Here is a 21,835-nt window from a genome sequence, read left to right on the forward strand (position 1 = left end):
GCTACTGGGGCTACTGGGGCTACTGGGGCTACTGGGGCTACTGGGGCTACTGGGGCTACTGGGGCTACTGGGGCTACTGGGGCTACTGGGGCTACTGGGGCTACTGGGGCTACCGGTTCTACTGGGGCTACTGGCTCTGCTGGTGCGACTGGGGCTACCGGCTCTACTGGTGTGACTGGTTCTACTGGTTCTACCGGGGCTCCTGGTGTTACTGGTGTTACTGGTGACACTGGAGCTACTGGTTCTTCCGGAGTTACCGGTTCTACCGGGGCTACCGGGGCTACCGGGGCTACGGGAGCTACTGGCTCTACTGGCGTTACTGGTGACACTGGAGCTACCGGCTCTACTGGGGCTACTGGGGCTACTGGAGCTACCGGCTCTACTGGGGCTACTGGTTCTACTGGCGTTACTGGTGACACTGGAACTACCGGCTCTACTGGGGCTACTGGGGCTACTGGGGCTACTGGTTCTTTCGGAGTTACCGGTTCTACTGGTTCTACCGGGGCTACTGGAGTTACTGGCTCTACTGGCGTTACTGGAGCTACTGGTTCTACCGGAGTTACCGGTTCTACTGGAGCTACTGGTTCTACCGGAGTTACCGGTTCTACTGGTTCTTCCGGGGCTACGGGAACTACTGGCTCTACTGGCGTTACTGGTGACACTGGAGCTACCGGCTCTACTGGGGCTACTGGTTCTACCGGAGTTACCGGTTCTACTGGAGCTACTGGTTCTTCCGGGGCTACGGGAACTACTGGCTCTACTGGCGTTACTGGTGACACTGGAGCTACCGGCTCTACTGGGGCTACTGGTTCTTCCGGAGTTACCGGTTCTACTGGAGCTACTGGTTCTTCCGGGGCTACGGGAGCTACTGGCTCTACTGGCGTTACTGGCTCTACTGGGGCTACTGGTTCTTCCGGAGTTACCGGTTCTACTGGCGTTACTGGATCTACTGGCGTTACTGGTGACACTGGAGCTACTGGAGCTACTGGTGTGACTGGTTCTACTGGCTCTACTGGCGTTACAGGTTCTACCGGGGCTACTGGAGCAACAGGCTCTACCGGAGCAACGGGCGCTACGGGAACAACAGGCTCTACTGGAGCAACAGGCTCTACTGGTGCTACTGGCTCTACTGGAGCAACAGGTACTACTGGAGCAACTGGGGCTACTGGAGCAACAGGTACTACTGGAGCTACTGGGGCTACTGGGGCTACTGGAGCAACAGGTGTTACTGGTGTTACTGGTTTCACTGGTGTTACTGGTTTCACTGGTGTTACCGGCTCTACCGGACCAGCATTTACAGAAGGTTTCTCAGCATTTGCTAATGCTTTAACAGTAAGTGCTTCTACCACAATTACTAACTGGAGTGTTGCAGCTCCATATTTCACAACGCCAGCATTCAATCCAACGACCGGAATTTTCACTGTTCCAACGACTGGAAGATATGCTTTTGAAGCTACAATCAACTACTCAACTACTGCAGCGATTACCATAAGCTTAGGTGCCGGTATCAATCCATCATTTGCTATTCGCCAAAACACTACCACAGATTTAATAAGTGGTTTATTCCCTGTATTAAATATAGCTGTAACCCTGTTAACCTTACGTGCTGTCCTTGGTAATGGGACAGTAACATTAGCTGGGGAAGCCGATTTAAATGCAGGTGATGTTATTGATTTATTCTACAATGCTAACGGTTTAACGTTAGGACTTACTCTTGGAGGAGCTAACTCCGGCGGTATTGTATGGTCATGTCACCGAATTTCATAGCATTAAGATCTTTACTGGGAAAGTAGAAACTTACTTTCCCAGTTTTTAATTTGAGTTATCTAACTTGTGCAATTTGTACTTTGTCCTATCAAATTTCAAAATAAAAAAGTAGTACAAACATTGATCTTCAAGTTTGTACTACTTACTGATAACCATTTATCCTTAAAAATCGCCAAACATTTCCTTTAATGTTTCGTCAGCAATATTTTTACCTTGCTCAACGCACTCAGGTATTGATATTCCTTCGAAGGAACTCCCCGAGAGCTTAACAGTCGGAAAATGTTCACGTAATTCTTGTTTTACTCGCTCTACCTTCGTTTCATGTCCTACCGTATACTGTGGCATAGCATTTTTCCAGCGGGAAACTACAGTCATTAACGGTTCTCCATTTACACCAATTGTTTTCATTAAATCCTGCAATACAGTCTTTTCAATTTCTGTATCAGATAACGCTACAATTGCCTCGTCACCGACTCGGCCAATATAACTGCGTAACAGCACATAATCATCTGGTGTTGTGCCTGGCCATTTGCGGTTAATCCAAGTACAAGAAGTTATTGAAAAATCACTATTTCGGGAGACAAAAAATGATAACGCATCTAGATCACCTAACTGATCTTTTTTAAATGCCATTGTCACAGTAGCAATAGTTGCTGCCTTCATCGTACTCAATTCATTTAATAGCTGGTGTTTACTGAACATTTTTCTTGCCACATTAAATGGTGTAGCAATAATAACAGCATCTGCTTTTAATTGTGTAAAATTGTTTAACACAACTTGGACTGTACCATCCTTACCATGTTCAATTTCCTCAACTTTAACACCCTTCATAACTGTCCCTGGAAGTAGTGATTCTTCAAGTTTTTCGATAAGTGACTCAAGACCATTATTAAATGTTTGAAAAATCCCCTTATCTTTCGTATTGAGTTTGTTACTTAAAAAATTCGCACCAGACTTTTTCATACCAATCAGTAGACTACGATATTTTTGCTCTAATCCATAGAGCTGTGGGAATGTTGAGCGCATGCTTAACTGCTCAATATCACCAGCAAATGTTCCTGCAAGTAATGGCTCTACTAGATTTTCTACAATTTCAGCACCGAATCTTCTTCTAAAAAATTGCCCTAATGGTTGGTCATCGTTCTGTGCAGACCGAGGGATGAAAAAATCCCCCGCCGCACGAACTTTCCCGCTAAGTGAAAACAAACCTGATGTAATAAATGACGAGACATGTGGTGTTGCTCCAGACAAAAGACTGCTCGGGATTGGATACAATTGACTACCAACGGCAACATAAGTCGGTCCTGTATTGCTTGTAATCATTTCCTGTTCAATGCCTAAATCCTTTGCCAAAGCATATACATAGTTCTCACGATCAAAAAAAGATTCTGGACCGCGCTCGATAATAAAGCCATCTTTTCTCAGTGTTTGTATTTTTCCGCCAAGACGTAATGACGACTCGACAAGTACGATATCTAACGGCAATTCTTTTGCGCTTGCTTCTTTTTGCAAATAGAACGCAGCTGTGAGGCCAGTAATGCCACCGCCTACAACAACTACCTTTCGTCTTTTTTGAGTCACCAACATCATCACTTTCTTTTCGCTTAGCTTAATTTTTTATGAATGGCATCAACCATTGCATCAATAAATAACGGGTGTGTATTTGGCATTGCTGGACGATAATATTTCGCGCCAAGTTCATCACAAACAACTTTACATTCATAATCGTTGTCATATAACACTTCTAAATGTTCTGTTACAAAGCCAACTGGTGTATAAACGAATGAACGGAAGCCCTTTTGCTCGTAAAGTTCACGCGTTAAGTCCTGAACATCTGGACCGATCCATGGCTCAGGTGTTTGACCTGCTGACTGCCAGCCAACTTCTACATTGTTTACACCTGTCGCTTCTTTAATTAATCGAGCCGTCTCAATTAATTGATCTTCATATGGATCGCCTAGCTCTTTAATTTTCTCTGGAAGTGAATGTGCAGACACGATTAAACATGCTTTTTCACGTTCTCCTTCAGACATTGCATTAAATGTTTCATTCACTTTCATTTTCCAATACTCAATGAACTTCGGCTCATCATACCAAGATTCTACAGAAGTAATTGTTAATCGATCTCCAGCCGCTTCTGTTGCACGACCATTATATGATTTAATAGAGAACGTTGAGAAGTGAGGAGCTAATACGATAGAAATCGCTTCTTTAATACCTTCCGCTACCATTCCTTCTACAGCATCTTCAATGAATGGGTGGATATGCTTTAATCCGATAAATAATTTATATTCCACATTATCTTGTACTTCATTTAAACGTGCACATAAAGCTTCAGCCTGCGCTTTAGTAGCAGCAGCAAGTGGCGATAAACCACCGATTGCTTCATAACGACTGCGTAAATCTTCTAAATGCTCTTCTGTTGGTTTGCGACCGTGGCGAATATGCGTATAGTAAGGTTCGATGTCTTCTTCTTTATAGGGTGTTCCGTATGCCATAACTAATAAGCCTTTAACTTCTTTCATTACCTTTTCACCTCTAAATAATAGTTAAATATATCTTTAATTATAGTATGTGACAAAAAGAAGCTGTCCAATTCATTAGGTTGGACAGCACCCTTTCTACGATGAAATCGAGATGTCATTCATAGAAAAGAAAATATTCTTGTTCATATCTATATTAAGAGCGTGCTTGGATTTGTTGAGCACTATACTCATGAATAAGAGCTGTTAAACGTTTTAACACTTCTGGGTCAACCTCTGGGAAGACACCATGACCTAAGTTAAAAATATGTCCTGGCATTTCTAAGCCTTGATCGATAATATCTTTCGTGCGTTTTTCAATAATTGACCAGTCAGCAAGTAATAGTGATGGATCTAAATTGCCTTGTACTGGTTTAGTTATACCGTTTGCACGCGCTTCTTTAATTGGTAAACGCCAATCTAAGCCAACTACATCAATCGGTAAATCATTCCATTCTTTTGCTAAATGACTTGCACCGACGCCAAACTGAATAAGTGGCACATTTTCTTTTTTCAGCTCAGCAAAAATACGTGTCATAATCGGTTTAATGAAAACACGATAGTCTTCAACATTTAAAGCACCTACCCAAGAGTCAAATATTTGGATAGCTTTTGCTCCCGCTTCGACTTGGGCAGAAACATCAGAAATAATCATGTCAGCTAATTTGTCCATTAATGCAAACCAAGCTTGAGGCTCTGATACCATAAATGACTTTGTTTTATTATAATTTCTTGAAGGACCACCTTCAATCATATAGCTTGCAAGGGTGAATGGCGCACCTGCAAAGCAGATTAAAGGTACATTTAGTTGTTCCTCTGTTAACATTTTTATCGTCTCTAAAACGTATGGTGTATGTTCTTTCGCATTAAATTCGCCTAATTTTTCTATATCAGCGACTGAGCGAATAGGATTTGAAATTACAGGACCTACGCCTGCTTTGATTTTCACATCTACCCCAATACCAGGGAGTGGAGTTACTATATCTTTGTATAAAATTGCCGCATCAACATTGTAATTTTCTACTGGTAATCGCGTTACATATGCACAAAGCTCAGGTTGAAGTGTAATTTCCTCTAAAGAATACTTTTCTTTAATCGCACGATATTCTGGCTGAGAGCGTCCTGCTTGTCGCATATACCATACTGGTGTATGCTCAGTTCTTTCTCCTCGTGCAGCACGTAGAAGAGTATCATTAAAAGTTGTCATGAATAGTTCCTTCCCCTCAATAAAATTCATATCGTAAAATTCTCTTGTTTATTCCGTTATTATTGATATCCGTTTTCAATAGTAAACGCTTCCTCTGTTATTGTATAGTTTTCATAGTGAAATGTCATAAAATTGTTCTTTCTAAGACATTTCTTTTTTGACAAAGCTTTAGACTTCCACTTAAATGGAGATAATCACGCTATATTACGAAAATTCATAAGGAGGTCAATTTTATGTATATTTATTTAACTTCTGGTACAGGTGATTTTTTAGAACAGATTAAGAATAAATATCCAAACGAGGCAATGATTTTAATACATGGAGAAGGGAACTCCGTGCTTATACACGAAACTGAAAGAAAATCAGTCTTTGCCACACCTCGTAAGTTTGAAGTGCTAGATTCAGTAAATGATTTAGAAGAACGCGGCTTCTTTGTATTCAACAATATTCCCGTTACAGATGAGGGTCGACCAGTTTTTGAACATCGCTTTTTAAATCGAGCAGGCGCTATAGAAGATGAGCCAGGCTTTGTAGCATTTCGACTACTTCGTCCATTAAATAGTGAAACATACATTGTCATGACACAATGGAACGGCCCTCATTCGTTTGAAGCATGGAAAAGCTCAAAGGCCTTTGCATCCGCACACGCTGAACGAAAAGAACCAACAGGTGTGAATCAACAAAATATTTTCTCAGCAGCTTCATATGTCACAACCTATAGCGCTGCTCCAAAGGAAGAAAATGAAGATTAGTTAGGGCGTGCAGGGATTCACTGCTTTCCACGGGTATCTCCCGGGTGCGAGGGTATTCGCTTTTCTTCCGCGAGTATTCGCTTCCCTTCCGCGAGTATTCTGCTCGGGTGCGCGAGTATCCACCAGGTGCGCGGGTATTCACTGCTCTTCCGCGAGTATTTCACTCAGATTCGCGAGTATTCGCTTCCCTTCCGCGAGTATTCTCCCCGGATTCGCGAGTATTCGCTTCTCTTCCGCGAGTATCCACCAGGTGCGGGGTACTCGATGTTCTTCCGCGGGTTTTCTACTCGGTTTCGCGGGTATTCACTGCTCTTCCGCGAGTATTCTCCGGGGGCGCGGGTATTCACTGCTCTTCCGCGAGTATTTCACTCAGATTCGCGAGTATTCGCTTCCCTTCCGCGAGTATTCTGCTCGGGTGCGCGAGTATCCACCAGGTGCAGGGTACTCGATGCTCTTCCGCGGGTATTCTCCCCGGATTCGCGGGTATCCACCGACCTTCCGGGGGCATTCTCCAGAACGCGGGGAATGCATTACTCTTGCCAAGAATATTCTTTTATGAGAAGTGCTGAACCGCTGTTTATCCAGTTTGTGAAACTATTATGTTACTAATAAAAATCTAGGATAATCTGTTTAAGGGGGTTTTACTGTGAACCAACGTTTACTTGAAAAGATTGATGCCCATTTTGATGAAATGGTGGCGATTCGTCGTCATCTACATATGCATCCGGAGCTGAGCTTTCTGGAGCAAGAAACCGCTAATTATATTATTCAATTTTATAAAAATCTAGGCATACCGGTTGAAGCTAATGTCAGTGGATACGGTTTAATTGCACGGATTAAGGGAAGCAAGCCTGGCAAAACGATTGCCTTACGAGCAGACTTTGATGCACTGCCTATACAAGATGAAAAAGACGTACCATACAAATCAACTGTATCTGGCGTTATGCATGCTTGCGGGCATGATGGTCATACAGCTACTTTGTTAATTGTCGGTAAGCTATTGTGGGAAATGCGCGATGAATTAGCAGGAGAATATGTACTGATTCATCAGCATGCTGAAGAGGCTGATCCAGGAGGAGCGATTGGGATGGTACAGGCTGGAGCTTTGGATGGCGTTGATGCTATTTTTGGTACACATCTATCTTCTAACCATCCAACAGGCATGATTGGCTACCGCGTCGGTCCAACGATGGCTGCTGTTGATAGTTTTGAAATGAAAATTCAAGGTCAAGGCGGTCACGGCGCTCATCCGGATCAAACAAAGGATGCAATCGTTATTGGCTCTCAGCTTGTTATGAATTTACAACAACTTGTCGCACGTCGAGTTGACCCAATCGAATCGGCTGTTTTATCAGTTGGTTCATTCGTAGCATCTAATGCTGACAATATTATTGCCGATACAGCCTATTTAAATGGTACAATTCGAACATTTGATAAGAATGTTCGTGAAACGATGGAGCGTGAGTTTAAACGGGTTATCCAAGGTACAGAAATTGCGCATGATTGTACAATTGAACTGAATTATCGTCGTGGCTACCCCGCAGTTGTAAATCATGAGAAAGAAACACTATTTGTGCGTGACATCGCACAGGATATTTGCGATGTTATGGAAGTTAAAGCAAGTATGGGGGCTGAAGATTTCGCTTACTACTTAGAAGAAAAACCAGGTACTTTCTTCTTTACTGGAGCCAGACCATCTGAATATGCACCACATCATCATCCAAAATTCGATATAGATGAAAAAGGTATGCTCATTGCTGCAAAGGTATTATTAACAGCAGCACTAGACTACCAATTAGTAGAATAGAAAATAAAGCTCATTTCTCCAATTCTTTTATCGGAGAAATGAGCTTTTGATTTCATTATCAAGATTTTGAGACCTTAGCAGTCAATTCACTTACAATCAGTATGATAATAAAAGTTACATAAAACATTGGCTGTGTGATACCACATAGACCAACTATAATAGCTTGAGTGATCATCGCAAGACGTACAATTTGATTGACTGCTACCTTACGTGCTTCATCAGGTAAAGGATAAAGCATGTCCATGCGGAACTCACCACTTGATAATAATGCCGACTTTAATTGTATAGTTGTAGCAAAGCTTAATGCACCTGCAACAATCCATGAAACGACTGGTATATCTACAAAGGCTGCAATAACAGCTGAAATCACTGTTAAACGGAACCATAAATAAAAATGATCATCTGTTCGGATGAATGTACGGTACACCAAGTATTTTTGAGTATTATCCTTGTTGTATGGAACAAATTTGTAAAGCCAGTCAAGCCAACCTCGACGACGGATGCTACCACGTAGATGTGGAACGTCTGTGAAATAATTAGCAAAACGATAGAAGCTCATCATGCGGTTTTGTTCAAGCTTTACGAAATGCTCGTATGGGACAGGTTCACCCGTGCATTTTTTTCTAAATATTACAATATACACACACCCAATTGCAGCAGCAACAATTGCTAAAATAAGCTGCATATGAAGCCCCATGTACACAGCAACACTAAAGATAACAGCTCGAATTAGCCTGTCCACCCATATCATTTGACCCCGTTCACTATAACGAAAGCTAAATTCGCCCTGAACGCTCAAATACTTCAATATAATAATAAGTAGGAACACTGACCAAATTTCAAATGTAGTTAATTCAGTAACAGCCTTTAGTAAAGGGATACTAACGATATAAACAATTGCCACAACCCACACCTGTGACCAAAACGTCCACGCTAACGCCTTTTTGAAATACTGCGACATTTTTGATTCTAAAGGTAATAAATACACTTGGTCTGGCTCTCTCAAAAGTGAAGTTGGACGACTAAATGCTAGTAAAATCCCTACAAATACTGCGATTAATACCTCTGCTGGAAAATCAGACTGTACAACTTTCAGCCATTCACTATATTGATAACCCCCTGCTCCGATAAGAAATACTAGTACAATCGCTAAATGCCCTGTAAAAATAAACCGCATATATTTTTGCACTTCACCTATATAGTGCATGAAGCGAGAGGACCATACATCACGCAAGTTCTTCATGGTCGCGCTCCTTTGTCATTGCAATATATAAATCATCCAATGTCGCATGTGGCATCGCAAATGCGTTGCGTAAATCCTCCATTGTTCCTTGTGCTCGCACACGTCCTTCATGCAATAAAATGATGCGGTCACAATGCTTTTCAGCGGTCGATAAAATATGCGTGGACATTAATATAGAAGCGCCCTCTTTTTTCTTTTCATCCATCTGATCAAGCAATGATTGAATCCCAAGTGGATCAAGACCCACAAAAGGCTCATCAATAATGTAAAGACTTGGATTGACTAAAAAGGCACACATAATCATAACCTTTTGACGCATTCCCTTTGAGAAATGCGAAGGGAACCAATTAAGTCGCTTTTCCATTCGAAATTCTTTTAATAATATTTCTGAACGAGCTGCGAGTGTTGCTTCATCTAAACCGTAAGCCATTGCGGTCAATTCTAAATGTTCACGTAATGTTAGCTCATCGTATAATACAGGTGTTTCAGGAATATAGGAAAATGCTGTACGATACTTGTCCGTATTTTCCTTTAACGTCACACCATTCAAACGAATGTCGCCTTCTTTCGGAAGCATTGTTCCGATGATATGCTTAATCGTTGTACTTTTCCCAGCGCCGTTCAAGCCTATTAAGCCAACAAGCTCTCCTTTTTCAATCGCAAATGATAAATCTTTAATAACAGGCTTTCTTGTATAACCACCTGTCACATGTTGTACTTCTAATACCGTCATGCCCTCACTCCTCTTCTAGTTTATATTTTATCAAAAATTAGCAAATGATACAGTTATGAGTGTGATAGAATGTACTTACATATAAAATAAGGAGGAATTTTCAAATGAGCGATTGCCTATTTTGCAAAATCATTGATGGATCTATTCCAAGCACAAAAATTTATGAAGACGAGCATGTCTATGCATTTACTGACATTTCGCCCGTTGCAAAAGGTCATACACTATTAATTCCAAAACATCACTGTAAGGATCTATTCGAAATGCCTGAGGATGTAGCTCGTAATTTATATGCAGTAGCACCGAAAATTGCAAATGCTATTAAAGCTGCTTTTAATCCAATCGGACTGAATACAATTAATAATAATGGTGCTGCAGCTGGACAAACTGTTTTCCACTATCACTTACATTTTATTCCACGTTACGATCAAAAAGAAGGCTTGGGCTTAATTTGGCAAACACAAAAATATACACCAGAGCAATTAACTGAAGTTGCTGAAAGCATTAAAGCTAACATTGAGACACTCTAATTGTCAGAATTGTGTGTTGCAATTTTTAAATTTATAGCGTACAATCACAAATAAGTTTCGCTAACGGTCATGAGGACACGTTAGGAGACAAAAAAGATTAGCATAGTCGAGGAGAGATTAGAAATGAATACAAAGAATTTAGTATTAATGGCACTTTTAGTTGGTGTTGGTGCTACCCTTTACGTGGTCACACCAGGTATGGTAAATGGCATGAAACCTGATTTCATGCTAACAATGATGTTTATTGGCATTTTATTGTTCCCTACTTTTAAAGAAACGTTCTTACTTTCTTTAGCAACAGGAGTACTTTCAGGATTGTTTACAACATTTCCAGCTGGCCTTGTTCCAAATATTATCGATAAAGCAGTAACAGGCTTTGTCTTTTTAGCTGTCTTAATGGTGCTAAAAAAATTGGCAAGCAATTTCGCAGTATCTGCTGGCTTAGTTGGTTTAGGAACAATTTTATCTGGAACGGTCTTTTTAGCAGTCGCACTTTTTGTTTTCAATGCAAATGTTGGTGCAACATTCGCTGTTCTATTTGTAGGCGTTGTATTACCTGCTGTAGTATTTAATGTTATTGCTTTTGCAATTATTTATCCTATAGTTGCAAAATTAGTGAAGCGTTCTAAATTCCAAACAGCTATTTCAATTTAATAAAAATACATGTTCATCTACAAAGGAAACTAAACAGTGATTCAAAATCACTCGTTTAGTTTCTTTTTTCTTTTTGTATTTGTACATTTCATGGTTTAATAGTAGGTAACACATGATCATTAAAGAAATGAGGTATTCAAAATGAAAGCAAAACCATTTTTATTTGGACTGGCAGCTGGGATTGTCGGCGGTACAATCGCTGTATTTTTTTCAACTCCTCAATCAGGACAACAATTACGTGCTAATTTGCGAGCAAATGCTGCAAGTACAAAGGACAAGCTTTTAGATGTAAAACAGCAAGCAGGCACAGTTAAACAATCCGTTAATTCACTCACAAATGAAATGAAAAATAATATACCACTAATAATAAATGATTTAAAACAAACTATTACTACATTTACTGAAGAAATCGAGCCGTCAAAAAATAACTTACAACAAGAAATAGAAGCATTACAGAATTCAATAAGCGAAATCGAGAAAAACGTTGCACAATTTACAGAAAAAAAGAAAAAACCGCAAGAAAAAGTTAGCGACTAAAGTCCTTGCACACTGATAAATAAACTGCATTTTTATCAATTTCAATCTATATAATGTTATTTTTCAACCACTTTTCAATTTTTTAATTTTTCTAACTTTAAACTTTTTTCCTTTATTGCTATAATATTTTTAAAATGTTAAAGAAAGCAGTAGGTGATGGCTTTGTCAGAGGAATTATACACTCAAAAAGAAGCGATGCTTTATAGTCAAAGAATTGCGCAATTATCAAAAGCCTTATGGAAAGCAGTGGAAAAAGATTGGCAGCAATGGATTAAACCCTACGATTTAAATATTAACGAACATCATATTTTATGGATTTCGTATCATTTAAAAGGGGCTTCAATTTCCGATGTGGCAAAATTCGGGGTTATGCACGTTTCTACAGCATTTAATTTTTCTAAAAAATTAGAAGAACGTGGATTCCTTAAGTTTTCAAAGCGGGATGACGATAAGCGTAATACGTATGTTGAGTTAACAGAAACAGGTACAGAACTTATTGTTGAAATGAATAGTAATTATCATAATACGTATCATTCTGTGCTAGAAGGCTCATTAGCTTTAAAAGACCTATACGGTCGCTTCCCAGAATTTTTAGACGTTATGGCTGTTATTCGCAATATATACGGTGAGGACTTCATCGACATTTTTGAGCGTTCCTTCCAACACTTCCGTGAGTCCTTTGATAAGGTAGAAGAACGTCCAACTGTAAAAGGATGAAAGTGAAAATAATAGGCTTTTAGGGTCGGTTGTTCGTAATCTGAGCTTAATGGCCTTAAAGCCTATAAATCATGCTAAAAGAGGTACTTCAGAAATTTTTCTGAGATACCTCCTTTTTCTTGCATTCTAGCAAAAATCAATTTACATTAGATAGGACCATTCATACTACGGAGTTGATAATCATGCATTGTTGGAAAATATTAAACCTTGAACATCATTACGGAAAAACGCGTATTATGATCATGGCTATATTTTCTTTTTTAACTGTATTCTCTCTTTCCTATGTAACATTTAATTTATTTAATGATGAGCACTATACAGATCGTTTGTTTTGGCTATTTGTAATTGCTGTATTTGCAATCTATCCAATCCACAAATGCTTACACTTTCTAGCATTGTATGATTTACGTCAACATTTAAAATTGCGTGTGCGTACCCAATTTTATGTTATTCCTGTGCTACACATGCGTATCCGTGAACCTTTATCGAAAAATCGTTATATTTTAGCTTTACTCACACCATTTATTGTTTTAAATACAAGCATTATATTAGGTACACTGCTATTCCCTGCGTATACACATTACGGCACTTTACTTTTAGCTTACCATTGTAGTCTATGTGTAATTGATATTCTATATGTGAAATATTTATTGAATTCACCTAAAGACTCCCAGGTTGAGGAGACGCCTAAGGGCTATGAAATTTTAGTGCCACCTACTATTCACTAAATTGCTTGTACTTGTGTTTTATTGACGTTTTTTGTTATGCTATTAATACTGAAAGAGGGGAGGAATAGACTTGCTGTTAATGATTGTAGTTCTATTCTCGGTGTTCTATTTATTTCAAATAAACCGCATGACTTATGCGCTGTGCATGCGACGTGAAATTCCCGAAGAAAAACAACCAAAAGTATTCCGAACTATAAATATACTTATAACAATATTACTTGTCTCATTTTATATTGAAGTTTTATATGCAGTATAGTAGATCAATTATGCCTCGGCATAATTCCGTGACATCCGCCGGAGGCTTTAACTTATTTCAGCGGATGTTTGGACACCTTTTGAAAGTTACTTAAATCCGCATTCATCTCGCCACCAATAGAGGTGGAAGATTTTTGTAGCTGGCGCTTCGCTTTCGCTACAAAAGTCATCTGCTGAAAGAAGTTAATAAGAAAAAGGCATCCACTTCCTTTTGGACACCTAATGTGATCACTTGGTCTGACCATATATTTGTGACGTGACCTCAAAACTGCGGTGTGGATGCCTTACATTGTAAAAAAAGCTAAGGACGTTAAACCCTTAGCTTTTCGTCATTTTTATTAATTAATATAGGAACGCTGCACCAACGATAATTAATAAAATAAACAACACAACTAATAAAGCAAAGCCTGAGCCGTAGCCACCGCCACCATATCCTCCGCTGCTCATAACTTCACCCCCTTTCTTTTCTATATCCTATGCGCTTGAAAGTTTGAAATATAGGCTATACTCAAGGGGGAACCATTTTGTTTTTAAAACGTTTATGTTATAGTAAAAAATGGACGAAACCATTGTAAGGAGAGAATATCCACTATGAAAAAGACAGTTTTATCTTTAACATTAGCTGCTTCGGTATTAGCGCTTGGTGCTTGTAGCGGAGGAGACAACAAAACGATTGCAACTTCAAAAGTAGGAGACATTACAGTTGCTGACTTTAACAAAACATCAAAAAATTTAGCAGGTTCTCAAATACTTTCACAAATGTTGACTGAAAAAGTATTAGCTGATAAATATAAAGTATCAGATAAAGAAGTCAAAGAGGCATATGACGCAACTGCTTCACAATTTGGTGATGACTTTGCCCAAGCACTTTCTGAGAACGGCCTAACTGAAGAAGGCTATAAAGATGCTTTACGTGTTCAACTTCTTTCTGAAAAGGCTTTAAAAGATAAAGCTTTTAAAGAAGCAGATATCAAAAAACATTATGAGCAAATGAAAACTGAGTTAAATGGTCGTCATATTTTAGTAGCAGATGAGAAAACAGCTCAAGAAGTCATTGCCAAAATTAAAGGTGGCGCTAAATTTGCTGATGTAGCAAAAGAATACTCAACTGATACTGGCTCTGCTCCAAAAGGCGGAGAGCTTGGTTGGTTCTCTGTTGGCGCAATGGTAGATGAATTTAATGATGCTGCTTATGCCCTTCCTGAAAACACTTTAAGTGAACCAGTTAAAACAAGCTTTGGTTACCACGTTATTGAAATTACGGACAAGCGTGATGTAAAAGGTGTTGGCTCATTCAAAGATGAAGAAGAAAACATCCGTTCACAGATGCTACAAAAATTAGGGCAGACAGGTGAGGACCAACAAGTTCTTAAAGATATCATTGCAAAAATGGCAAAAGATGCTGATATTAAAACATCTGATAAAGAATTAGAACCTGTTATCAAGTCCCTTACAACAACAAGTGAAGAGCAAGCTAAAGCTCAAGAAGAAGCAGCTAAAAAAGCTCAAGAAAACGCTGAAAAAGAAAGTAATAAAGATACTGACAAAAAATAATCTAAATTTGTTGTTATTTTACTATATGAAAAAGGGTTACGCTTATACAGGCGTAACCCTTTTTATACAAAAAGTATCTTGAAAACACTTATAAAAGACAAATGAAGAGGATTTATTTTGAATAAAGTTTAATCAAAATGAATCCTCTTTCCTTTTAAATGCTATTTCATTTTTTCACAAAGGCGCTATCACATGACTTTGCTTTTAGCCTTCTTCCTTTACTAAGAGGCTCATCTGTGACGCTTTCGCTCGGTCCTGAATCCAATTAACTTATAGACAGAGCATCCCCTCTGAAGCCTCAGATCTACATTTATTTAATAGACGGCTTATAAAACGATCGATTATCAAGCGGAAATAGTCGCTCAGTAAACTCACCTGGCGCTGTTTTACCTAATGCTCGTGCTAGCATGTTCATCTTTGCATCAATATTATCAATATAATGCAAGATTTCCGCTTCTTGAATCATCGGTTTTTTCGGGCTGCCCCATTCTTCTTTACCGTGGTGAGAAAGCACCATATGTTGCAATAGCATGACTTCCTCTCCCTCGATCTCTAGTTCACTAGCAATCTTGGCAATTTCATTGACCATAATCGTAATATGACCAAGTAAATTCCCTTCTACAGTATACATTGTTGCAACTGGCCCTGATAGCTCAACAACCTTACCGATATCATGCAGAATAATCCCTGCATATAACAGATCTCGATTTAATGTAGGATATAAATCAGCAATTGCTTTTCCTAGTCTTAACATTGACACCATATGATCCAAAAGACCAGATGCATAATCATGGTGATTTTTCGTTGCAGCTGGATATACTAAAATAGCATCTTGATGTTTTTTAATAGCTGCACGTGTAATTCGAGAAATATTTGGATTTTTAATATCAAAGAAAAATTGCGTCAATTCTTCATATAATTCTTCTTTTGGAGTTGCTGAGGAAGGAACTAAATCATTAATAGCAATTCCCTCCTCCGGTTTTGCTACACGGATTGATTTTATACGCAATTGGTTTTTGCCACGGTAGTCATGAATTTCTCCACCTACACGGACAATTGCCTCAGCGTGATACATTTTTTCATGATCATCATTTGTATCCCATAGCTTTGCCTCAATATCTCCACTTTTATCTTGTAATAACAGTGACATAAATGGCTTTCCAACTGTGGTAACTCCTTTTGTCGCCTGTTTAATTAATAAAAATTGATCAACTGATTCTCCAACCTGGAGCGTCGTAATACCCTTCATTTTGACGCCACTCCCCTTTCATTTGCTAGTGCTCCTACATTAACTATTTGGTCTTTCTGCCAATGTTCGAGCATCCCGTCATGGCAAGTAAAATATAAAATTTGACGTTCATACCCTACTTCTTTCATTAATTGTACCATTTTGTCTGTACGGTTTCGATCAAAATGGACAAAAGGGTCGTCCATAATAAATGGAAATGGAGCAGAAGTTGTCAGTGTTTTTGCTAGTGCCATGCGCAACGAAATATAAGCTTGCTCCTTCGTTGCCTGTGATAATTCTGCCATTTGATAACGTAATCCAGAAACATCCTGTGTAACAAAATAGCCTTCATCATTAATTAAAAGCTTCTCGTAACGTCCACCTGTTAATAAATTAAATATCGCATTAACCTCTGTCAAAACATATGGTAGTTTTTCTTCTCTTAGGCGGAACAATGTTTCATGAATTGCAGTAGCCAATGCCTTTTTTGTAGCCCATTGCCCTATTAGCTGTTGCAGCACTGATTTCTCCTCTTCAAACTGTTGAAGCAATTGACCATATTTCTCGTCATTTAGAAGATTCTCCTTCTGAATTTGTAGTGTCGCGCGTTGTTCTAAGCAATGATCTATAGCTACCTGCATTGCGCCACGCTCTTCTTCTAAAGTAAGTAGTTTTTCTTTAAGCTGTTCCTCGTCCATTAATGACTGTTCGTTTCCTACATTCAGCGAGGCTAGCTGACTCTGAATGGCTTGAAGTTCTGTTGTTATTTTTTGTTGTTGCTCAAATTGTTCATGAGTTTCGTAATAAGCCTTCTCTGATTGAACATTCGCAGCATTATATAACTGAGTAATTTCAGACTCATAGCTGTCTATATGTGATTGAACTCCTTGAATTTTGGTCTGAAGGCTAGTTAACTGCTCTTTTGCTTGTTGAGATATCTGTTGCTCCTGCTGTAAAGTAAGGAATGTATTACGTAAATGCATAAAGAGTTCTTGCTCACTATACTCTGCATGTAAGACTCGCTGTACTTGATCTAGAAGCTCAATTTTCTCCGCTTGTACCGTTTGTAGGAGTGTAAATGTACTCTTCTTTTTTGCTGCCAACTCTTGAGCACCACGAATGCGCATAAACAGCTCGGGTAATAATGTTTTCGGTATATTCCCCTCTAAGCGATAGCGCCCTAAAAAATGTTGAAGCGACTGAGTAGCCTCTTCACTCACCTGCTCAGCCCGCTGAATTTTATATTCAAGTTTCACATATTGATGTTCTTTTTCTTGCTGTTGCTCATTTACATGTAACAAGCGATCTTCAAGTTTTTGTTTTTTCAGCAGGATGGCTTGAGCAACATTTTCCTCCTGCTCTAACTCACGTATTTGCTGACTTTGTTGTTTACTCGGCGCTTCATGTGTTTGTCTAGCAAATTTCAAATATAAAATAATGATCAGCGACATAACCGCTCCTACAACGATGACAGCCATATTTTTTTCCATAACACCATAAATAAACGAAAGTATACTTATGGCTAACACAATAAATATAAAAACATTTGGTTGTTGTTGTTTCGAGCGCTGCGACCTTCCATAGCGCAATTGTTCAAGCTTTCGCTTTCGTTGAGGCCACTGTGCTAAAATATGTTCTTCCTCTGTAGATAATGACTCCTGTTGAAGCTGTTGTTTTAGTTGAGCAATTGTATCTAATTCTGCATGTAGTTGCTCCAACGAACGCAAATGAAATTTCAGTTCTTCTTCTGCTTCTTCTAATAGGCTTAATTGTTGTTGAAACTGTTCTTCTTGCTGTAATGACACTGTTTCCACAAGTAGAATATCCTGCGCTGTTTTTTCCTGAACACCTAACAAACGAAACTGCGCTTCTATTTCTTGCTCGATTAAAAACAGCTCATCCATTAAGTTCTGTTCCTTAACGACTAACTGATTCCATGTTGCTTCCCTATTTAAAAGCCGAGACATTTCAGTAATAGTTTGCTCGTCCACCGTTAATTGTAGCTTTTTTTGTAGTTCCTGATACTGCTCCCTCAGCTGCTGCATTTGTAGTGTTTCATGCATAAGCCGATCCTTTAATTGCTCATAACGTCGGATCCCTTCTGGTGGAAACTGCACATGTTCATAGCTTTTTTGCGTCTGTTCGAAAGCTTTTTGCTGTTTTAAAAGCGGCATAGCCTGCTGCAGAATTGTAAGCTGTTGCCAATTTCGTTGCTGTGTTTTTTGCTGATTATATAACCCTTCTAGCCTTTGATCGAGCTGTTGTAATTGTAATAATTTATCCTCAAAGGTCTGAATATTACCTTGTTCTTGTTTAATTGTGCGTTCTAGCTTTTTTACATGCTCCAATTTTTGATTAATGAGTGGCACTTTGCCTGTTTTTTTAAAAAGCTCACCAGATTCTTTGTCCATTTTCTTTTCTAGAGACGATAGCTGTTGAATCCCTGTTGTCCCAGAGGCAAGCAACAAATGTGTAAGCTCTTCCTCTGACATTTTTTCAATGCCCTGTAGTTCATGTAATGAAAAGGAGAAAATGGACTCAAAGGAAGCTTTTGAATAACCATATAATAGTTTTGCTAAAAGTTCCTCATGCCCAATTGTTCCGTCTTCTAGATAAACTGTGACATCTCCAGCGGCCTTGCCTTTAATGCGTTCTATCGTGCATTGCCCATACGTTGGATGCCCAATTGTAAGCTGACCACCGAATTTAGTCGATACTTTCGGCTCATATTTACGTTGTGTCTGCTGTCTCGTGGGAAATCCGAAAAGCATTTGTAAAATAAACTGTTGAATGGTTGTTTTACCCGCTTCATTCATACCATAAAAAATGGTAACACCTTCATGTAAAGTAATGGTGATGTTTTCATGCTTACCAAAACCATAAATTTGGATTTTTTGTATCGTTAGCATGTTATTCACACCCTTTGAATTTCTTCTGCTAATAATTCTTGCGCGTTGTGCATTAAATTTTTAATGTCCTGTTCTGTTAAAGGCTCGATCAGTCTTGCACCACCAGCATGTTGGTATAGTTCCTTTAAAATATCCTTCCATTCAGAAATGTCCCATTGCTCCATTAGATTCATAACCGATTCAGTCGCAGCAGTATGCTCATACAATACTGATGATTGATGTAACACAAGCTTTTGTACCCAGCACATCGGTTCAATCCCATCCTCAGCTTCTCGAATTGTTTCTAGCCATGCATCAACTGTAGCATGTTCAAATAAAGATTGTGATTGTTCATCTATATTTTTCAAATGCAGTTCAACAACAGATGCCCCATACTCTTGACGATTAAGCATCAGTGCTTCCTCACATTTTTTTAGGAGTTCATTTGCATGAAACACATTCGTACAATCCATCTCTACCGTGTTATAAACAACAGCAGATGTCGGTACAAATTCCAAATCAGTAGAGGTTTGTGACAAGGTTACGTCATAGAAGCCCTTTATCCCCTGCTCTTTCCGATGTCGGCTTTGAATATTGCCTGGATAAACAATCGGTGGATTTTGATGTAAAAGTTGTCGTTTATGAATATGCCCTAAAGCCCAGTAATGATAGTTTTTTTCAAGAAGTTGATCTTTTGTGAACGGTGCATAAACAGCATGTGTGGTATCACTAGCCTCACTACCATGAAGCATACCAATATGAATAGCATGCTCGTCCTGTGCAATAGGATAACTATCAATCATTGATTTCGTTATATGACGGTCACTATAGCTGAAACCATAAATATTAACTTGCTGACCACGTATTTTTAATTGCACAACACTTGTTTCAGCTGGTAATTCATAAACGTTGCTCGGTAAAGCAAAGCGGGTCCAAGCACCATTTAAGTGATCGTGATTACCATAACTTAAAATGACCGGGATATTATGCTGAAAGAGTTTCTCCATAGCTTCTTGAAATCGTCTTTGTGCCTGCAGGCTACGATTTTCACCATCATATATATCACCGACAATCAGTAAAAAATCAGGTTTCTCCTGAATAGCTTTTTGAATAATTTTATCAAAAGCTTCAAAAGTACTTGTTCGAATCTTTTTGAAATTTTGCTCTGGTAAACCAAATAAGCCCTTAAATGGACTATCTAAATGTAAATCCGCCATATGGAAAAAACGAATTGCTGACATCCAATCACCTCAAGTAATAAATAATCTATACCTTGTCGTCATTCTTTCATCACTCGCAGTGCAGTAATTAATTCAGTACATCGGAATTGCTACTTCAATAATTTACTAACTGCTATTTGTCTCATTTCTATAATGAGACATTCGTGAATCACGCCGAAACCGAATATTTGTTCTATTTTATCATACTTCCCGCTAGTTGAGAAATGTATTCAAAGAATGTTCATTATTAGTATTGCCTCAAATTTTCCACAACTTTCATAATTTATCGAAATTTTCGCTAGTTTTACCGTGAAGTTTATAAATCTTCTATGTATAATAGATATATATTTAAGTAAAGGGTGGGGTTTGTATGGAGAATTATCGTTTTACAGCTTTTGAAAAAACTGGGGAAACGTTGTTTGATGAAACATGGACTTTCGAAAACGATGAGACTGCAAAAATCAGCGGTCTACAGCAGATCGAAGAAAAAGGTGTTGCCAACAAAACTCATCGCCTTGTTAACTCTTCGGGTAAATTAATCTTATTTCATGTCTAAAAATGGCTAGTAAAAGGCACGTAGTACACCTTACTACGTGCCTTTAGGCCTACATGATGTTGGTCACTCAGTCGTTGCCACAGGACGTGGCGTTCTTAGACTGAGTTCCTCTATATCAACGGGTGTTTGGACACCCAATGAAAGAGGTTACATTTATTTTCCTACAAAGGCAGGTGCTCTTTTCTCTACAAACGCATGGATTCCCTCTAAATGATCGGCCGTTTTACGCATCGCTGCTTGCCCAGCTGCTTCCATCGATAAAATACTCTCTAATTGCGGTAAATTTTGAGCATGGAGAATTTTTTTAGTCGTAATCATCGAGGCAATTGGAGAAGCAAGCATTTTTCCAATTAGTTGGTCAGTAATCGCAAAAACAGTTCCTTCTGGTGCAACGTAGTCAATTAACCCTTCATCATGCGCTTCCGATGCAGTTAATACCTTACCTTCCCAAATCATTTGTTTAGCTTTGACAGTACCCACACGTTCCTTCATAAAGAAATGACCGCCACCATCAGGGATGAGTCCTATACCTATGAAATTCATAGCGAGCTTACTATTTTCACATGCCACAACGATGTCAGCCCCTAACGCTAGACTAAAGCCTAATCCAGCTGACGCTCCATGAACTGCCGCAATGACGATCATTGGTAGCTGATAATATGCCTTGACAATACGTGTTAAATAAACCATTGCATCATTTATTTCAAGTGGCTTATTTGAATCTAGCATCGCTTTAATATCGCCACCTGCAGAAAATACTTTTCCTTCCCCGCGAATAACGAGAACTTGTATTTCTTGCTCTTGATGTAGCGCTTCAAAGCATTCTGCTAGTTCACGCATCATCACATCATCCATGGCGTTCATGGCATGTGGTCGATTTAATGTTAATGTTGCGCGGCGATCTAATTTTTCTAATGTAATTGTTGAAAATTCCATCCCA

20 protein-coding genes are annotated in these 21,835 nt (G+C 39.1%); 10 read left to right on the forward strand and 10 right to left on the reverse strand.

The window, feature by feature from the left end; all coding sequences use genetic code 11:
• Positions 1 to 1,767 (forward strand): beta strand repeat-containing protein (locus tag ACQKOG_RS09460; protein ID WP_427446153.1); only part of this gene is annotated, 1,767 nt, incomplete at its 5' end.
• 162 nt (positions 1,768 to 1,929) lie between these two features.
• On the opposite strand, the gene hemY is transcribed toward ACQKOG_RS09460, so the two are convergent.
• From hemY to hemE, 3 genes are all read right to left on the reverse strand, one after another.
• The gene (gene hemY / locus ACQKOG_RS09465) at positions 1,930 to 3,357 is read right to left on the reverse strand and encodes a protoporphyrinogen oxidase (protein ID WP_402871024.1); all 1,428 of its coding nucleotides are present in this window, start codon (positions 3,355 to 3,357) and stop codon (positions 1,930 to 1,932) included.
• Positions 3,358 to 3,371: 14 nt separating this feature from the next.
• Positions 3,372 to 4,292, reverse strand: coding sequence for a ferrochelatase (hemH, locus tag ACQKOG_RS09470; RefSeq protein ID WP_427446155.1), 921 nt, complete (start codon positions 4,290 to 4,292; stop codon positions 3,372 to 3,374).
• Positions 4,293 to 4,446: 154 nt separating this feature from the next.
• Positions 4,447 to 5,496, reverse strand: coding sequence for a uroporphyrinogen decarboxylase (hemE, locus tag ACQKOG_RS09475; protein WP_402870961.1), 1,050 nt, complete (start codon positions 5,494 to 5,496; stop codon positions 4,447 to 4,449).
• 233 nt (positions 5,497 to 5,729) lie between these two features.
• Here hemE and ACQKOG_RS09480 point away from each other — a divergent pair, with 233 nt between their 5' ends.
• Together ACQKOG_RS09480 and ACQKOG_RS09485 are read left to right on the forward strand one after the other, a co-directional pair.
• A complete protein-coding gene (locus tag ACQKOG_RS09480) occupies positions 5,730 to 6,248 on the forward strand; it encodes an antibiotic biosynthesis monooxygenase family protein (protein ID WP_402870959.1) in 519 nt (172 codons plus the stop codon).
• A 646-nt stretch (positions 6,249 to 6,894) separates the two neighbouring features.
• A complete protein-coding gene (locus ACQKOG_RS09485) occupies positions 6,895 to 8,055 on the forward strand; it encodes an amidohydrolase (protein WP_427446157.1) in 1,161 nt (386 codons plus the stop codon).
• A gap of 58 nt (positions 8,056 to 8,113) precedes the next feature.
• Here ACQKOG_RS09485 and ACQKOG_RS09490 read toward each other — a convergent pair whose 3' ends face one another.
• The gene (locus ACQKOG_RS09490) at positions 8,114 to 9,298 is read right to left on the reverse strand and encodes an ABC transporter permease (RefSeq protein WP_370080898.1); all 1,185 of its coding nucleotides are present in this window, start codon (positions 9,296 to 9,298) and stop codon (positions 8,114 to 8,116) included.
• A complete protein-coding gene (locus tag ACQKOG_RS09495; protein ID WP_370080899.1) occupies positions 9,282 to 10,031 on the reverse strand; it encodes an ABC transporter ATP-binding protein in 750 nt (249 codons plus the stop codon). The genes ACQKOG_RS09490 and ACQKOG_RS09495 overlap by 17 nt, the downstream gene beginning before the upstream one ends.
• A 104-nt stretch (positions 10,032 to 10,135) precedes the next feature.
• Here ACQKOG_RS09495 and ACQKOG_RS09500 point away from each other — a divergent pair, with 104 nt between their 5' ends.
• From ACQKOG_RS09500 to ACQKOG_RS09520, 5 genes are all read left to right on the forward strand, one after another.
• Entirely contained in the window at positions 10,136 to 10,558 is a 423-nt protein-coding gene (locus tag ACQKOG_RS09500) for an HIT family protein (protein ID WP_402870954.1), read from the forward strand.
• Between the two features lie 123 nt (positions 10,559 to 10,681).
• Positions 10,682 to 11,212: a tryptophan transporter gene (locus ACQKOG_RS09505; protein WP_370080903.1), complete on the forward strand. Its 531-nt coding sequence runs from the start codon at positions 10,682 to 10,684 to the stop codon at positions 11,210 to 11,212.
• A gap of 141 nt (positions 11,213 to 11,353) precedes the next feature.
• The gene (locus ACQKOG_RS09510; protein WP_370080905.1) at positions 11,354 to 11,749 is read left to right on the forward strand and encodes a YtxH domain-containing protein; all 396 of its coding nucleotides are present in this window, start codon (positions 11,354 to 11,356) and stop codon (positions 11,747 to 11,749) included.
• Between the two features lie 156 nt (positions 11,750 to 11,905).
• Complete coding sequence (locus ACQKOG_RS09515) at positions 11,906 to 12,466, forward strand: HTH-type transcriptional regulator Hpr (protein WP_370081047.1); 561 nt, start codon at positions 11,906 to 11,908, stop codon at positions 12,464 to 12,466.
• 182 nt (positions 12,467 to 12,648) lie between these two features.
• A complete protein-coding gene (locus ACQKOG_RS09520) occupies positions 12,649 to 13,194 on the forward strand; it encodes a DUF3267 domain-containing protein (protein ID WP_370080907.1) in 546 nt (181 codons plus the stop codon).
• A gap of 597 nt (positions 13,195 to 13,791) precedes the next feature.
• On the opposite strand, the gene ACQKOG_RS09525 is transcribed toward ACQKOG_RS09520, so the two are convergent.
• Complete coding sequence (locus ACQKOG_RS09525) at positions 13,792 to 13,896, reverse strand: YjcZ family sporulation protein (RefSeq protein ID WP_082337661.1); 105 nt, start codon at positions 13,894 to 13,896, stop codon at positions 13,792 to 13,794.
• A gap of 144 nt (positions 13,897 to 14,040) precedes the next feature.
• Here ACQKOG_RS09525 and ACQKOG_RS09530 point away from each other — a divergent pair, with 144 nt between their 5' ends.
• Positions 14,041 to 15,003 (forward strand): peptidylprolyl isomerase, encoded by a 963-nt coding sequence (locus ACQKOG_RS09530; protein WP_370080909.1) that lies wholly within the window; start codon positions 14,041 to 14,043, stop codon positions 15,001 to 15,003.
• 310 nt (positions 15,004 to 15,313) lie between these two features.
• Here ACQKOG_RS09530 and yhaM read toward each other — a convergent pair whose 3' ends face one another.
• The 3 genes from yhaM to ACQKOG_RS09545 are packed head-to-tail and all read right to left on the reverse strand — an operon-like array spanning position 15,314 to position 20,360.
• Positions 15,314 to 16,252 carry a 3'-5' exoribonuclease YhaM gene (yhaM, locus tag ACQKOG_RS09535; protein ID WP_370080911.1) on the reverse strand — a complete coding sequence of 313 codons (939 nt, stop codon included), beginning with the start codon at positions 16,250 to 16,252 and terminating at the stop codon, positions 15,314 to 15,316.
• Positions 16,249 to 19,140 (reverse strand): ATP-binding protein, encoded by a 2,892-nt coding sequence (locus ACQKOG_RS09540; protein ID WP_402870948.1) that lies wholly within the window; start codon positions 19,138 to 19,140, stop codon positions 16,249 to 16,251. The genes yhaM and ACQKOG_RS09540 overlap by 4 nt, the downstream gene beginning before the upstream one ends.
• Positions 19,141 to 19,145: 5 nt before the next feature.
• Positions 19,146 to 20,360, reverse strand: a complete 1,215-nt coding sequence (locus tag ACQKOG_RS09545) for a metallophosphoesterase family protein (protein WP_402870945.1) — start codon at positions 20,358 to 20,360, stop codon at positions 19,146 to 19,148.
• 349 nt (positions 20,361 to 20,709) lie between these two features.
• On the opposite strand from ACQKOG_RS09545, the gene ACQKOG_RS09550 reads away from it, so the two are divergent.
• Positions 20,710 to 20,895: a YhzD family protein gene (locus ACQKOG_RS09550; RefSeq protein WP_370080917.1), complete on the forward strand. Its 186-nt coding sequence runs from the start codon at positions 20,710 to 20,712 to the stop codon at positions 20,893 to 20,895.
• A gap of 153 nt (positions 20,896 to 21,048) precedes the next feature.
• Here ACQKOG_RS09550 and ACQKOG_RS09555 read toward each other — a convergent pair whose 3' ends face one another.
• On the reverse strand, positions 21,049 to 21,831 hold the full coding sequence (locus ACQKOG_RS09555) for an enoyl-CoA hydratase (protein ID WP_402870941.1): 783 nt from the start codon (positions 21,829 to 21,831) through the stop codon (positions 21,049 to 21,051).
• Positions 21,832 to 21,835: the final 4 nt, after the last annotated feature.

The organism is Lysinibacillus sp. NPDC093216 (genome assembly GCF_050280325.1).
GTDB lineage: Bacteria > Bacillota > Bacilli > Bacillales_A > Planococcaceae > Lysinibacillus.